13 protein-coding genes are annotated in these 14,510 nt (G+C 68.4%); 1 reads left to right on the top strand and 12 read right to left on the bottom strand.

What is annotated here, in order from left to right; genetic code table 11:
- Positions 1 to 551: 551 nt before the first annotated feature.
- From C1707_RS17080 to sidA, 3 genes are all read right to left on the bottom strand, one after another.
- Positions 552 to 902 carry a GFA family protein gene (locus C1707_RS17080; RefSeq protein WP_101712971.1) on the bottom strand — a complete coding sequence of 117 codons (351 nt, stop codon included), beginning with the start codon at positions 900 to 902 and terminating at the stop codon, positions 552 to 554.
- Between the two features lie 522 nt (positions 903 to 1,424).
- Positions 1,425 to 4,856: a DNA polymerase III subunit alpha gene (dnaE, locus tag C1707_RS17070; RefSeq protein ID WP_101712972.1), complete on the bottom strand. Its 3,432-nt coding sequence runs from the start codon at positions 4,854 to 4,856 to the stop codon at positions 1,425 to 1,427.
- A 26-nt stretch (positions 4,857 to 4,882) separates the two neighbouring features.
- Positions 4,883 to 5,098: a cell division inhibitor SidA gene (sidA, locus tag C1707_RS26790; protein WP_240633726.1), complete on the bottom strand. Its 216-nt coding sequence runs from the start codon at positions 5,096 to 5,098 to the stop codon at positions 4,883 to 4,885.
- Positions 5,099 to 5,145: 47 nt separating this feature from the next.
- Between sidA and C1707_RS17060 the strand changes: the two genes are divergently transcribed.
- A complete protein-coding gene (locus C1707_RS17060) occupies positions 5,146 to 6,102 on the top strand; it encodes a nucleoside hydrolase (protein WP_101712973.1) in 957 nt (318 codons plus the stop codon).
- 43 nt (positions 6,103 to 6,145) lie between these two features.
- Here C1707_RS17060 and C1707_RS17055 read toward each other — a convergent pair whose 3' ends face one another.
- The 9 genes from C1707_RS17055 to C1707_RS17015 all read right to left on the bottom strand — a co-directional run bounded on the left by C1707_RS17055 (position 6,146) and on the right by C1707_RS17015 (position 14,509).
- Positions 6,146 to 6,832, bottom strand: a complete 687-nt coding sequence (locus C1707_RS17055; protein WP_101712974.1) for an ABC transporter ATP-binding protein — start codon at positions 6,830 to 6,832, stop codon at positions 6,146 to 6,148.
- The gene (locus tag C1707_RS17050; protein ID WP_101712975.1) at positions 6,825 to 8,099 is read right to left on the bottom strand and encodes a lipoprotein-releasing ABC transporter permease subunit; all 1,275 of its coding nucleotides are present in this window, start codon (positions 8,097 to 8,099) and stop codon (positions 6,825 to 6,827) included. Before C1707_RS17050 ends, C1707_RS17055 begins: the two co-directional genes overlap by 8 nt.
- Complete coding sequence (gene proS, locus C1707_RS17045; RefSeq protein ID WP_101712976.1) at positions 8,099 to 9,427, bottom strand: proline--tRNA ligase; 1,329 nt, start codon at positions 9,425 to 9,427, stop codon at positions 8,099 to 8,101. Before proS ends, C1707_RS17050 begins: the two co-directional genes overlap by 1 nt.
- A 355-nt stretch (positions 9,428 to 9,782) precedes the next feature.
- Positions 9,783 to 10,043 carry a DUF1467 family protein gene (locus tag C1707_RS17040; protein WP_101712977.1) on the bottom strand — a complete coding sequence of 87 codons (261 nt, stop codon included), beginning with the start codon at positions 10,041 to 10,043 and terminating at the stop codon, positions 9,783 to 9,785.
- Complete coding sequence (gene mce / locus C1707_RS17035) at positions 10,043 to 10,462, bottom strand: methylmalonyl-CoA epimerase (RefSeq protein WP_101712978.1); 420 nt, start codon at positions 10,460 to 10,462, stop codon at positions 10,043 to 10,045. The genes C1707_RS17040 and mce overlap by 1 nt, the downstream gene beginning before the upstream one ends.
- A 61-nt stretch (positions 10,463 to 10,523) precedes the next feature.
- Positions 10,524 to 11,276, bottom strand: a complete 753-nt coding sequence (locus C1707_RS17030) for a rhomboid family intramembrane serine protease (RefSeq protein WP_101712979.1) — start codon at positions 11,274 to 11,276, stop codon at positions 10,524 to 10,526.
- Positions 11,277 to 11,283: 7 nt separating this feature from the next.
- Positions 11,284 to 12,963: a ribonuclease J gene (locus tag C1707_RS17025; RefSeq protein WP_101712980.1), complete on the bottom strand. Its 1,680-nt coding sequence runs from the start codon at positions 12,961 to 12,963 to the stop codon at positions 11,284 to 11,286.
- Positions 12,960 to 13,742 carry a type III pantothenate kinase gene (locus C1707_RS17020; RefSeq protein WP_101712981.1) on the bottom strand — a complete coding sequence of 261 codons (783 nt, stop codon included), beginning with the start codon at positions 13,740 to 13,742 and terminating at the stop codon, positions 12,960 to 12,962. The genes C1707_RS17025 and C1707_RS17020 overlap by 4 nt, the downstream gene beginning before the upstream one ends.
- Positions 13,739 to 14,509, bottom strand: a complete 771-nt coding sequence (locus C1707_RS17015) for a biotin--[acetyl-CoA-carboxylase] ligase (protein ID WP_101712982.1) — start codon at positions 14,507 to 14,509, stop codon at positions 13,739 to 13,741. Before C1707_RS17015 ends, C1707_RS17020 begins: the two co-directional genes overlap by 4 nt.
- Between the last annotated feature and the right edge of the window lies 1 nt (position 14,510).

Raw genomic sequence — 14,510 nt, 5'->3', positions numbered from 1 at the left:
TATCCTTTTTCCGGTTGAACCTCCGTGGACACCCCCGCTCCAGACCATTCTGGAGGCGGGACCGGAACGGCGACGACGGGATGTCTCCCCGGCGCTGCCGAACGTCCACGTGTGGAATGGCGCGCAGATAGTCGTGAAACGCGGCGAATGCAAGCCTTTCCCGACGCGGACCGGCCTGAAGGGCGGTTCTTCCCGAACATCCCGCGACCGCGCGCACGTCTCGCCTCCCTTCGCCCGGTCATCGCCGAACCAAAGACGAACAGGTTGAGTGGCCGACAGATCCGCGCTCCAGCAGCGCATCGCGCCAGGACCACCATGCCCGACCTCACGCGCATGACTGACGCCGAACGTCAGGCTTGCTGCTGCTGGCCCAGGAACACACCGCCAAGAGCGCGGCGGTCGAGGCCGGCGTCAGCGAGGGCGCCGTCAGCGAGAGCCTGCGCGCGGCGCGGCGCAAGACCGGCGTAGGCAGTAGCCGCCAACTGGCGCGTCTCGTCGCCGGCGACGCGTTGACCGCCGAAGCGCCGCCCCGGGCCCGCCGCGCCCTGCCGTCAGAACGACTTGCCGTCCACCTGCTGCGGCTCAAGGGCGAAGACGTCGACGCCGTCGACGCAGCGGACATTGATCGCCGCCATCCTCGCGCCGTTGGGGGCCTCGCCGCGGGCGAAGGATTCGATGCCGCAGTCGGCGCAGAACAGGTGCTGAATCTTGCCGGTGTTGAACCGGTATTCGGTCAGGGCGTCCTCGCCCGACAGCAGCGTGAACTGCTCGATGGGCGCGAAAGCCAGGACCGAGCCCAGCTTGCCGCAGCGCGAACAGTTGCAGGTGATGGTCTCCGCCAGATCGGCCTCGACCTCGAAACGGACCCTGCCGCACTGGCAGCCGCCGACATGCTTGCTCATCGCTTCCTCCCAGAAGCACGCCAGGCGCGAGCGCTGACGTGCATTATTAATTCAACGCGTTCGCCGGCTGGCGACCAGCGCGCGCTGGCCGAACTCCAACAGTCGACGCTCCGGACCGCACGCCCAAGGCGCGTGCCTCGTCCTTGTCGACCTCGTCCTTGTCGCCCCCGCTCTCTAGTCGACCGTTGCGGCGGCTTTCGAACGCCCGCCAGGCCTGGCATCTACGAGGAGCCGCTGTCCTCGCCGACCACGGCCCGGCCCTCCACGAACGGGCGTCGCAGGCAGCCGGCGCAGCGCCCCGCAAAGCGACAGTCAGCGCCTCCGGCGACGACCAGCCGCACAAGGGTCGAACAAAACCTGCGCTACGCCCTGCCCGCTCCGGCTCCGGCTCCGGCTCCGGCTCCGGCTCCGGCTCCGGCTCCGGCTCCGGCTCCGGCTCTTCGCCTGTCCGCGGTTCGTCCCCGCGAAAAGGGCAGAAAAGAGACGATTTCGTCGACGCACGCCGACGCGACAGGCCGCGGCCTAGATGTCTTCCAGCAGCGCCACGCCCGGCGCGGTCTTCAGGGCGCCGCGCAGCGAGGCGTCGAGCGTGTAGCGGCCCGGCAGCTTCAGCTCGATCTCTCGCCCCCCGCCCAGGGCCGCGACGAAGCTGATCTCGCCGCCCTTCTGGGTCGCCGCCGGCTCGATGCGCCGCTTGAGGGCCTCGATCTCGGTGGCGGCCGGCGACAGGTGCACGCGCAGGCCGGCCACGACGTTCTCGATGGCCTTCTCGATCGGCTCGGCGTCGTCGCCGAAGAAGCGCACCTCGCCGTCGCGGGCCTTGGAGCGGACCTTGATGACCACGCCCTTGCCCGGCTCGAGCACGTCGCGGCACTTGCGCAGGGATTCCGGCGGGAACAGCACCTCGTACTCGCCAGACGGATCCGACAGCGACACGAAGGCGAAACGCTCGCCGCTCTGGGAGGCGCGTTCCTGGCGGCGGCGGACGATGCCGCACATGCGCAGGGCCTCGGCCCCCGCCTCGGCCTGGGCCATGGCCTCGGTCAGCATCACGGTGCGCCGACGGCGCAGCATGCCGACCATGTCCTCAAGCGGGTGGCCGGTCAGATAGAAGCCGACGGCCGAAAGCTCCTCGTCGAGCAGATCAACCTGGGTCCATGGCTCGACCTTTTTCAGGCGCGGCCGGCTGGCGGCTGCATCACCGCCGAACAGCGCGTGCTGGCCGCCCTGGCGGTCGGCCGCGACGCTCTGGCCGTGGGCGATCAGCACGTCGGCGTTGGCGAAGACCTGGGCCCGGTTCTTATTGAACGAGTCGAAGGCCCCTGCCCGCGCCAGGTTCTCGATGGCGCGCTTGTTGACCTGCTTGGGATCGACGCGCTCGACGAAATCGAAGATGTCGCGGAACGGCCCGCCCTCGTCGCGCACGGCCACCAGGTGCTTCATGGCTTCCAGGCCGACGTTGCGCACCGCGCCCAGCGCGTAGAGCACCTCGCCGTTCTCGACCTCGAAGTCGGCGCCCGACCGGTTCACATCCGGCGCCCGCACGGTGATGCTGAAGCGGCGCGCGTCCTGGTGGAAAACCGCCAGCTTGTCGGTGTTGGAGATGTCGAGGCTCATCGACGCGGCGAGGAACTCGACCGGCGTGTTGGCCTTCAGCCAGGCCGTCTGGTAGGCGATCAGGGCGTAGGCGGCCGCGTGGCTCTTGTTGAACCCGTAGCCGGCGAACTTGGCCACCAGCTCGAAGATCGAGCCCGACTGCTCCTCGGGCACGCCCTTTTCCTTGGCGCCGGAGACGAAACGGATCTTCTGGAGATCCATCTCCTCCTTCTTCTTCTTACCCATGGCGCGACGCAGCAGGTCGGCCTCGCCGAGGCTGTAGCCGGCCAGGATCTGGGCGATCTGCATCACCTGCTCCTGGTACACGATGACCCCGTAGGTCTCGCGCAGCACGTTCTCGAGCGAGGGGTGCAGGGTGTCGACGGGCTTTCGGCCGAACTTGCAGTCGACGAAGGTGTCGATGTTGTCCATCGGGCCCGGTCGATAGAGCGAGATCAGCGCGGTGATCTCCTCGATCGAGCCGCAGCGCATCTTGCGCAGGGTGTCGCGCATGCCCTGGCTTTCCAGCTGGAACACGCCGACCGTCTGGCCCGAGGCCAGCAGTTCGTAGCTCTTGGCGTCGTCGAACGGCAGGCGGCCCAGATCCACCTCCATGCCGCGCTTGCGCAGATGCTTCACCGCGCGGTCGAGCACGGTCAGGGTCTTAAGGCCCAGGAAGTCGAATTTCACCAGGCCGGCGCTCTCGACCCACTTCATGTTGAACTGGGTGGCCGGGAAGTCCGAACGCGGATCCTTGTAGAGCGGGGTCAGCTGGGTCAGCGGCCGGTCGCCGATCACCACGCCGGCGGCGTGGGTCGAGGCGTTGCGGAACAGGCCTTCCAGCTGCAGGGCCACGTCCAGGCAGTTGGAGACGTTGGCGTCCTCGTTCTTGGCCTGCTTGAGGCGCGGCTCGATATCGATGGCCTGGGCCAGGGTCACCGGCGCGGCCGGGTTGTTGGGGACCATCTTGCAAAGGCGGTCGACGAGACCCAGCGGCAGCTGCATCACCCGGCCGACGTCGCGCAGCACGGCGCGGGCCTGCAACGAACCGAAGGTGATGATCTGGGCCACGCGGTCGCGGCCGTACTTGTCCTGCACGTAGGCGATCACCTCTTCGCGTCGCTCCTGACAGAAGTCGACGTCGAAGTCGGGCATGGAGACCCGTTCGGGATTGAGGAAGCGCTCGAACAGCAGGCCGAAACGCAGCGGATCCAGGTCGGTGATGGTCAGCACCCAGGCGACCAGCGAGCCGGCGCCCGAACCCCGCCCCGGACCGACCGGAATGCCGTGATCCTTGCCCCACTTGATGAAGTCGGAAACGATCAGGAAGTAGCCAGGGAAGCCCATCTTGACGATGATGCCCAGTTCAAAGTCGAGCCGCTCCCAGTAGACGTGCTCGTCCATCGCCAGGGTCAGGCCCTCGAGGCGCTTGCGCAGACCCTCGCGTGCCTGGTGCGCCAGCTCCTCGGCCTCGTTGCGGCCGTCGCCGGTCGGGAAGCTGGGCAGGATCGGGTCGCGCTTCTTGACCATGAAGGCGCAGCGGCGGGCGATGTCGAGAGTGTTGTCGCAGGCCTCGGGCAGGTCGGCGAACAGCTTGCGCATGTCGGCGGCGGGCTTGAACCAGTGCTCGGGCGTCACCCGGCGGCGCTCGTCCTGGCCGACGAACGAGCCGTCGGCGATGCACAGCAACGCGTCGTGCGCGTCGTAGAGCTCAGGCTTGGCGTAGTAGCAGTCGTTGGTGGCGACCAGCGGCGCGTCGTGCTCGTAGGCCCAGTCCACCAGCCCCGGCTCGGCCGCCGCCTGCTGCGGCAGGCCGTGCCGCTGCAGCTCGACATAGAAGCGATCGCCGAACACCTTCTGCATCTCGGCCAGGGCGGCGTTGCCCTCGGCCGTCTTGCCGGCGGCGAACAGGTTGTCCACCGGACCGTCGGTTCCGCCCGACAGCAGGATCAGGCCTTCGGAATACTCGACCACCTTGGCCCAAGGCACCACCGGCTCGGCCAGTTCGCCGCTTTCCAGATAGGCCAGCGACGACAGTTCCGAGAGGTTCAGGTAGCCCCGCTCGTTCTGCACCAGCAGGGTGATCGTCGGCTCACGCGACCAGCGCTCGGACGGCTTGGCGCCGATGCCCTTGACCGGCAGGGCGCAGCCGATGATCGGCTGGACGCCGTTGTCCTTGGAGTAGACGGAGAACTCCAGGGCGCCGAACAGGTTGGCCCGGTCGGTGATCCCCGCGGCGGGCATGCCGCCGGCGGCGGCCATGCCCGGGATCTTGTCGGCCTTGATGGCCCCCTCCAGCAGCGAATAGGCCGACCGGACGCGGAGGTGGACGAAACCCTGACCTTCCACACCCGACATGACCAAGACCCTCGCTGCTATTCGACTCAGGCCACCAACTGGGCGACCGAACACATCATCCAGACGAAGCCGGCGACAGATACAAGCGCCAAAGACTCACGCGCGATCCGGACCATAACATCCCTCCACAGCTCGTTGGCCAGTTGCCCTTTTGTTCCATATTCCCCTTTCGTTCTCATCGCAATAGTCCACAGGCAGGTTGCGAGCTTTTTTGCCGCGCGGGGCCGATCGTCGCGGATCAACCGGGCGGCTCTGGCCTTCGCGGCCGGAACGCGGCAGAAGCCGCGCCATGCGCCTGATCATCGACACCGACACCGCCGGAGACGACGTCTTCTCCCTGATGCTCGCCCTGCGCCGCCCGGGCGTCAGAGTCGAGGCCATCACCATCAGCCATGGCAATGTCGGTTTCGAACAGCACGCCGAGAACGCCCTGGTGACGCTGGAAGCCTGCGAGATGGCCGGCGTGCCCGTCTATATGGGCGCCCAGAAGCCGTTCAGCCGCGCGCCCCTCGACGCCGCCTACGTGTTCGGCGCCGACGGCATGAGCGACGCGGCCTTCCCGACGACCGCGCAGCGCCCCTCCCCCGGCCACGCGGCCGACGAGATCGTGCGGCGAGTGATGGAAGCGCCCGGCGAGATCACCCTGCTGGCCCAGGCGCCGCTGACCAACATCGCCCTGGCCGTGCTGCGCGAGCCGGGGATCGCCCAGGCCGTCAAGGCCCTGTGGGTGATGGGCGGCACCGACAACGGCGTCGGCAACGTCACGCCGGCGGCCGAGTACAATTTCTATGTCGACCCCGAGGCGGCCAAGATCGTCGTCAACGCCGGCTTCGACCTGCATGTCGTGACCTGGACGCAGACCCTGCGCGACGGCCTGCTGACCACGGCGCAGCTGGCTGAGCTCGACGCCCTGGGCACGCCCCGCGCCAAGTTCTTCACCAAGGTCAACGAAGCCTCGCTGGCCTTCGCCCGCGACACCGAGGGCCTGGACGGCAGCCTGCACCCCGACGCCCTGACCTGCGCGGCCATGCTCGACGAGGCCCTGGTGCTGGACGCCGAGCGCTGCGTCGTCGACGTGGAGACCATGGGCGAGCTGACGCGCGGCTATCTCAGCGTGTCGCACTCGATCCTGCCAGACATCGAGATCGCCGACCCGGCCCTCAAGCGCCGCGAACCCAACGCCCGCGTGATCAAGAAGATCGACCAGGCGGGGTTCTTCGCGGCCATGCGCGCGGCGCTGCTCTAGCGGAAGCCGCGTGGCGCGCCGCCGGCCGGCGCGCGTTTTCTTCCTAGAACGTCTGCGGCTCCAGGTGGCCGTCGCGCAGGGCGAAGACCCGGTCCATGTAGCGGGCCAGCTCCATGTTGTGGGTGGCGATCAGGGCGGCGACGCCCTGCCCCCGCGCCAGGTCGTACAGCGCCTGGAAGGTGGCGGCCGAGGTCGCCGGATCGAGGTTGCCGGTCGGCTCGTCGGCCAGCAGCAGCTTGGGCGAGTTGGCAAGGGCGCGGGCGATGGCCACGCGCTGCTGCTCGCCGCCCGACATCTGGCCCGGCTGGTGGTCGACGCGCGCCGACAGGCCAAGCTGTCCCAGCAGGCTGACGGCCCGCTCGCGGGCGTCGGGCCGGCGGCGTCCGGCGATCATCTGCGGCAGCACCACGTTCTCGGCCGCCGTGAACTCCGGAAGCAGATGGTGGAACTGGTAGACGAAGCCGACGGTCGACAGACGAACCTTGGTGCGCTGGCGCTCGGAGAGCTTGGAGCAGTCCTTGCCATCGACGGCGACGATGCCGGCGTCGGGGCGCTCCAGCAGTCCCGCGGCGTGCAGCAGCGACGACTTGCCCGAGCCGGAGGGGCCGATCAGGCCCACGACCTCGCCCGGATAGACGTCGAGATCGGCGCCGCGCAGGACGGTCAGCTTCCCGGCCTCGGTGACGTAGGTGCGCTCGACGCCGCGCAGCGAAAGGACGGGGCTACTCATAGCGAAGGGCCTCAACCGGATCGAGGCGCGAGGCCCGCAGCGCCGGCGGCAGGGTCGCCAGCACGCTCATCAGGGTGGAAACGGTGACGATGACCCCCACTTCGGTCCAGTCGATCTTGGCCGGGATGTGCGCCAGGAAATAGATGTCGGCGCTGAACACGGCCGTGCCCGTCGCCCACTCCACGAAGTTCTGAATGGCGGTGATGTTGGCGCAGAACAGCACGCCCAGCAGCAGGCCCGTCACGGTGCCGGCCAGGCCGATCGAGGCCCCGGCCATGACGAAGATCCGCAGGATCGACGACTGGCTGGCGCCCATGGTGCGCAGGATGGCGATGTCGCGACCCTTGTTCTTCACCAGCATGACCAGGCCGGAGATGATGTTCAGCGTGGCGATGGCCACCAGGATGAACAGGATCAGCCGCATGACCTTGCGCTCGACCTGCAGGGCGTTGAAGTAGCTGGCGTTCTTGTCCATCCAGTCGGTGATGAACGCGCCAGGGCCGACGGCCTGCTCGATGGCGGCCTTGGTCTGCTTGGCGTCGTCGGGATCGGTCAGCTTGACCTCGACATAGTCGATGGCCGTGTCGCGCCCGAAGAACAGCTGCGCCTGGGCCAGCGGCATCATCACGTAGGATTCGTCGAACTGGCTCATGCCGACGCTGAACACCCCGCCGACGACATAGTCCTTCTCGCGGGTCGAGGTCCCGAAGGCCGTGGCCGGGCCCGAGGGCGAGATCAGGGTGATGGGGTCGCCGACCGAGAGGCCCAGGTTGCGGGCCATGCGGTCGCCGATCAGCACCATGTCGCCGCCGTACTCGCCCTCGCCGTAGCCGGTGAGCGAGCCCTGCTTGATGTTGCTCGAGATCAACTTCATGCCGCGCAGGTCGGCGGGATTGACGCCGCGGACGATGGCGCCGGTCACCTGATTGGGACCGATGACCATGGCCTGGGCCTCGACCAGGGGCGCGGCCTGGATGACCCCGGGCACGCTCTTGATGCGCGAGATCACGCCCTCGCGGTCAGGGCCGTTCACGAGCGGTCCCTGGGCGTAGATGTGGCCGTTGAAGCCGAGCAGCCGGCCGAGAAGCTCGGCGCGGAAGCCGTTCATGACGCTCATCACGGTGATGAGGGCGAACACCGCCAGCATCACCCCGACGAACGAGATGACCGAGATCAGGGCGACGCCGCCGTTCCTGCGCTTGGTGCGCAGGTAACGCCAGGCGACCGTCCGTTCCCAGATCCCGAAGGGCCCCGCGCCGAACGCCATCAGGCGGCGGCCTTGCCGGTCAGGCGGGCGACGACCGCGTCGAGCGGCTCGGAGACGCGCTCGCCGGTCTTGCGGTTCTTCAGTTCGACCACGCCGTCGGCGATGCCCTTGGGGCCGACGATCAGCTGCCAGGGCAGGCCGATCAGGTCCATGGTGGCGAACTTGGCGCCGCCGCGGGCATCGGTGTCGTCATAGAGCACGTCGACGCCGGCGGCCTGCAGGGCCTTGTAGGCGCTGTCGCAGGCCGCGTCGCAGGCCGCGTCGCCCTGGCGCATGTTGACGATGCCGACGTGGAACGGCGCGACGCTTTCCGGCCAGATGATGCCGCCCTCGTCGTGGCTGGCCTCGATGATCGCGCCCAGCAGGCGCGAGACGCCGACGCCGTAGCTGCCCATCTGGACCGGCACTTCCTTGCCGTCCGGGCCCATGACCAGGGCCTTCATCGGCTCCGAATACTTCGTGCCGAACGAGAAGATGTGACCGACCTCGATGCCACGGGCCGACAGGCGGTCGCCCTCGGGGATCGCGTCGAAGGCGGCTTCGTCGTGCATTTCCTCGGTGGCGGCGTAGAGCGCCGTGCGCTGGTCCACCAGCGGCTGCAGGTCGCCGTACCAGTCGACGTCCGAACCCGGCGGGTCCATTTCCACCAGGTCCTTGTGGCAGAAGACGGCGCTTTCGCCGGTCTCGGCCAGCACGATGAACTCGTGGCTGAGGTCGCCGCCGATCGGGCCGGTGTCGGCGCGCATCGGCACGGCCTTCAGGCCCATGCGGGCATAGAGGTTCAGATAGGCCACGAACATGCGGTTGTACGACTTGCGCGCGCCCTCGGCGTCGAGGTCGAAGCTGTAGGCGTCCTTCATCAGGAACTCGCGGCCGCGCATCACGCCGAAGCGCGGGCGGCGCTCGTCGCGGAACTTCCACTGCACGTGGTAGAGGTTCTTGGGCAGGTCCTTGTAGCTCCGCACCGAGGCGCGGAAGATCTCGGTGACCATCTCCTCGTTGGTGGGCCCGTACAGCAGCTCGCGCTCGTGGCGGTCGGTGATGCGAAGCATCTCCGGGCCGTAAGCGTCGTAGCGGCCCGACTCGCGCCACAGGTCGGCCAGCTGCAGGGTCGGCATCAGGAGCTCGATGGCGCCCGCGCGATCCATTTCCTCGCGGACGATCTGCTCGATCTTGTTCAGCACCCGCAGGCCCAGTGGCAGCCACGCGTAGATGCCGGCGGCCTCCTGGCGGATCATGCCCGCGCGCAGCATCAGCTGGTGCGAGGCGATCTGGGCGTCGGAGGGAGCTTCTTTCAGGACGGGCAGGAAGTAGCGCGACAGGCGCATGGACGAGACGTCTCCGGGAGTATTCGAGGCGTTGAGATAGCCGCTCGCCGTTCAGCTTGGCAACGCGCGCGGCGAAAAGATGACGGTAATCGCCCCTTCAGCGGAGCCATAACGAAAAGAAGGCCGCGCGGTTCAATCGCGCGGCCGTTCAAGTTCATCGTCGGGGAAGACGCCACAGAGCAAGGCCGAACCCGGCCTCGTCATGACAATCTACGACCGTCGAACGCCCGTTGGGGCATGCGATTGCCGCCGTCGTTCAAGCTCCGCGCATTTCGCCCAAGACATGGGCGTTTGACGGGCAGGAGATCGCGGGTCGCACAAGCCTTGGGCGCCGAGCCCGCGCCTGCAAAAGTTTTCAGTAGGTCGAGGGCAGGTCCGGCAGGCTGACCAGCTGGAACTTCACCACCAGCCAGAGAATCGAGAACAGCACCGCCGAGATCCAGGTGGTGGTGAAGAACTTGCGCTTCAGGTTCGGGTTCACCGGCGCGCCGGGATCCGCGCCCGGCGGCGGCTCGATTCCCATCTCGTGATAGCTGCGCACGCCCAGCGGCAGCACGGCGAACAGCACCGTCCACCAGATGGTCAGGAAGATCGCGACGCTGGTGATCGGTCCCATCAGTGATGCGCGTCCTTGGGGCTTTCCATCAGTTCCACGAGCATGCCGCCCATGTCCTTGGGGTGAACGAAGACGATCAGCGTTCCGTGGGCGCCGATCCTGGGCTCGCCTAGCACGGTCGCCCCCTTGGCGACCAGGGAATCGCGCGCCTCGTAGATGTTCTCGACCTCGAAGCAGACATGGTGCTGGCCGCCCTTGGGGTTCTTGGCGAGGAAGGCGTGGATCGGCGAGGCCTCGCCATAGGGCTCGATCAGCTCGATCTGGCTGTTGGGCAGGTTGACGAAGCAGACCCAGACGCCCTGCTCGGGCATGGCCCACTTCTCGGTGACCGAGGTGGCGCCGAGCAGCTCGCGATACATCTTCACCGACTCGTCGATGGAGGGCGTGGCGACGCCGACGTGATTGAGCCTGCCGATCATGGTTCCTGTCCCGGTTGGTGCGGAGTTGGCGGCCAACTAACCGCGCCTCCGGCCACGGCAGTCAAGGGCGCTCGGGCTGGGCGCGGACCATGTCGCGCCAGGGGTAGCGCACCGGAAGCAGCGGCGCGACCAGCAGTCCGAAGACGAAGCCGCCCAGATGGGCCTCCCAGGCCACCAGCACGCCGCCCTGCCCCGACAGCATGCCCAGGCCGAAGCCCAAGGCCGCCAGGATCAGGTTCATGATCACGAACGAGCGCACCTGGACGCCCACGCCGCGCGACCAGATCGGAACGATCGCCCCCTCGCGGTCCAGGCGCGCCAGCGCGCCCCACAGGCCGCAGATCGCGCCGGACGCGCCGAGCATCGGCATGGCCCCGCCCCACTGCAGCGCCAGGAAGGTCAGGCCGCCCGCCACGCCCGACAGCACGAAGAACAGCCAGAAAAGCACCGCGCCCTTCAGGTCGACGCCGAACCGGAAGCTCAGCGCCGGCCCCAGGGCCGCGAGCGCGCTGGAGTTCATCAGGATGTGGAACAGGCCGCCGTGCAGGAACTGGTGGGTCAGCGGCGTCCACCACACCCCGGCCTTGAAGGCGGGCGGATAGACGCAGGCGTAGATGGCCACCGCCTGCCAGCCGATGGTGCGCTCGACGACGAACTGGACCAGACCCACGATCCAGAGCACGCCCAGCAGGGCGCCGACCGGCCATGCGTCGGTGAACAGCATGGCCAGCCTGAGACGCCAGGGAACGCCGCGCGGCTTGCGCCCCTCGGTCAGCCGCCGAACGACACGGTTCTCGTCCTCGGGCGCGTTCATAGACCTCCTAGAGACGCAGGACGGTCGTCTCCACGACCGGCTTGCGTTCCCAGATGCGGAAGGCGGCCTTCTTCACCGCCCGCGAGATGGCGTTCTCGATGGTCTCGTCGATCTCGCGATCGTCGCCCGACAGGCGCTTGAAGGCCTCTTCGGCCTCTTCAGCCAGATCGTCCAGCGCCTCGTCGAGGGGGTATTCCTCGTCGCCGGCCAGGCCCAGGCCCCGGACCTGCGGGCCCGAGACGATCTTGTTGCGACCGTCCAGCACGATCGACACGGCCAGCACGCCGTTGAACGCTGCGTGGCGACGCTCGCGCAGGGCCTCGCCGTTCTCGGGCGTCACGACGCCGCCGTCCACGTACAGGCGACCGGCCGGCACCTCGTCGATGATCTCCGGGTGACCGGGCGCCAGGCGCACCATGTCGCCGTTGCGCGGGCTGACGGCGTGCGGGACCTGCAGGTCCTTGGCGAAGGCGGCGTGCTCGAGCAGGTGGCGGCGCTCGCCGTGGGTCGGCACGGCGATCTGCGGCCGGGCCCACTGGTACATCTGCTTCAGCTCGTCGCGGCACGGGTGGCCCGAGACGTGGATGCCGGGGGTGTCGCGCTCGGTGTGCAGGCGCACGCCGCGGTCGGCCAGCTTGTTCTGCAGGTTGCGGATCGGGATCTCGTTGCCCGGGATCACGCGCGAGCTGAACACCACGTGGTCTCCCGACGACAGCTTGACGTGCGGGTGGTTGCCCTCGGCGATGCGCGCCAGGGCCGCCCTCGCCTCGCCCTGGCTGCCGGTGCAGAGATAGAGGATCTCGTTCTCGGGCATGTGCTTGGCCTGGTCGTCGGTGACGAACGGCTCCAGCCCCTCCAGCAGGCCCACCGAGCGGGCGGCCGCGGCCATGCGATGCATCGAGCGCCCGGCCAGGCAGACCTTGCGGCCGGCGGCCTGGGCGGCGCGGATCACGGTGTCCATCCGCGCCACGTTGGAGGCGAAACAGGCCACGGCGATCTTGCCGGTCAGGCCGGCGATCAGCTTGTTCATCTCGACGCGGACGTCCGCTTCCGAGCCCGACTCGCCCTCGACGAAGACGTTGGTGCTGTCGCAGACCATGGCCAGCACGCCCTCGTCGCCCAGGCGGCGCAGCGCGTCGACGTCGGTGGCCGCGCCCAGCTGGGGATCGGGGTCGATCTTCCAGTCGCCGGTGTGCAGTACGGTGCCCAGAGGGGTCTTGATCGCCAGGCCGTTGGGCTCGGGGATCGAGTGCGTCAGGGTGACCATTTCCAGGTGGAAGGGGCCGAGGTCGAAGGCGCCGCTCAGCGGGACCTCGATGATCTCGACCTCGTCCAGCAGGTTGGCGTCGCGCAGCTTCTCGCGCAGCAGGAACGCGGTGAAGGGCGTGGCGTAGACCGGCGCCTTCAGCTGCGGCCACAGCCAGGCGACGGCGCCCAGGTGGTCTTCGTGCGCGTGGGTCAGGACGATGCCGAGAATGTCGTCGGCATAGGGCACGATGTACTCGGGGTCGGGCAGGATGATCTCGACGCCCGGCGTCGTCTGATCGCCGAAGGTGACGCCGAGGTCGACGACGATCCACTTGCGGTCGTCGGCGGGCCCGTAGCCGTACAGGTTGAAGTTCATGCCGATCTCGTTCGACCCGCCCAGCGGCAGGAAGACGAGCTCGTCGTTGGTTTGCTTTTTCATTCGATCTCTAGGTGGGTATTGCGGCGGTGAATTTCGAGGAGACCACGGATGGTCAGATCAGGGTCGAAGTGGTCGATGCTGTCGGTGGCGCCCTCGAACAGCGAGGCGACGCCGCCGGTGGCGACCACGGTCAGGGCCTCGCCGCGCTCTTCCTTGATGCGCGAGACCAGACCTTCGATGAGTGAGATGTAGCCCCAGAAAACGCCCGACTGCATGGCGCCGACCGTGTCGGTGCCCACGATCCTGGCCGGACGCTGGATGGCGATGCGGGGCAGCTTGGCGGCCGCTTCGTGCAGCGCCTGCATGGAGAGGTTGATGCCCGGGGCGATGATGCCGCCCTCGAAGGCGCCGTCGGCGGCCACGATGTCGAAGGTGGTGGCCGTGCCGCTGTCGATCACGATCAGCGGGCCCTTGTAGACCATGCTGGCGCCCACGGCGTTGACCAGGCGGTCGGCGCCGGCTTCCGACGGCTTGTCGATGCGGATGTCGACGCCCAGCTTGGCGTTCTCGCCGATCACCAGCGGCTCGACGTTAAGATAGCGCCGCGACAGGTTGCGCAGGTTGAACAGCGACTGCGGCACGACGCTGGAGATGATGCACGCGTCCAGCGAGCGGAAGCCCAGGCCCTGCATCGACATCAGCTGCGACAGCCACACGACGTACTCGTCGGCGGTGCGCGTGCTCTCGGTGGCCGCGCGCCACTGGGCGATCCACGACTGGCCGTCGTGGATGGCGAACATGGTGTTGGTGTTGCCCTGTTCGATGGCCAGCAGCATCACGAAGCTCCGAAGAAGACGTCGCCGGCGGTGATCCGGCGCAGTTGGCCGTCAGCCAGGCGCAGGCGCAAGGCCCCATCGCCGTCCAGGCCCTCGGCTATGCCCTCGACCGTCTCGTTACCGAGCCGGGCGACGCAGGGTTCGCCCAGGCCGTGGGCCTTGGCGGTCCAGGCGTCGGCGATGGCGGGAAAGCCAAGGCGCGTCCAGACGTCGAGCCAGCGGTCGAACGAAGCGGCCAGCACCTGGATCGCCTCGACGGGCGACGGCGGCGGCTCGGCGCGCCAGGTCGGCAGCGCCGTGGTGGGGCGCTCGCTGTCGATGGGCTTGCGGGCGAGATTGACGCCGATCCCAACGGCCAGCCACAGGCCCCCGTCGGGCGACTTGCCGGACTCGATGAGGATGCCGCTGATCTTCAGGCCGCCGACCATCGGGTCGTTGGGCCATTTCAGGCTGACCAGGCGTTCGGGAACATAGGCCGCCAGCAGGTCGGCCACCGCCAGGGCGGCGACGAACGACACCTGGGCGGCTTCGGCCGGCGGCTTGTCGAGGGTGAGCAGAAGGGTGGCGGCCAGGTTTCCGTCGCCGGTCTCCCAGGCGCGGCCCCGGCGGCCGCGGCCCGCGGTCTGGCGCAGGCCGACGATCCAGACGGGCTCGGTCCGCCCCGCTTCTGCGCGGCGGCGGACCTCGGCGTTGGTCGAGTCGATCTCGTCGAGAACGACGACGGGCGGCCCCTTGCCCGCCCCGTTGTCGAACGGGGGGCCGCCCGTCACG

Origin of the sequence: Caulobacter flavus (assembly GCF_003722335.1) — a bacterium.
Lineage (GTDB): Bacteria > Pseudomonadota > Alphaproteobacteria > Caulobacterales > Caulobacteraceae > Caulobacter > Caulobacter flavus.
This window is presented reverse-complemented; position numbering and strand designations above follow the sequence as displayed.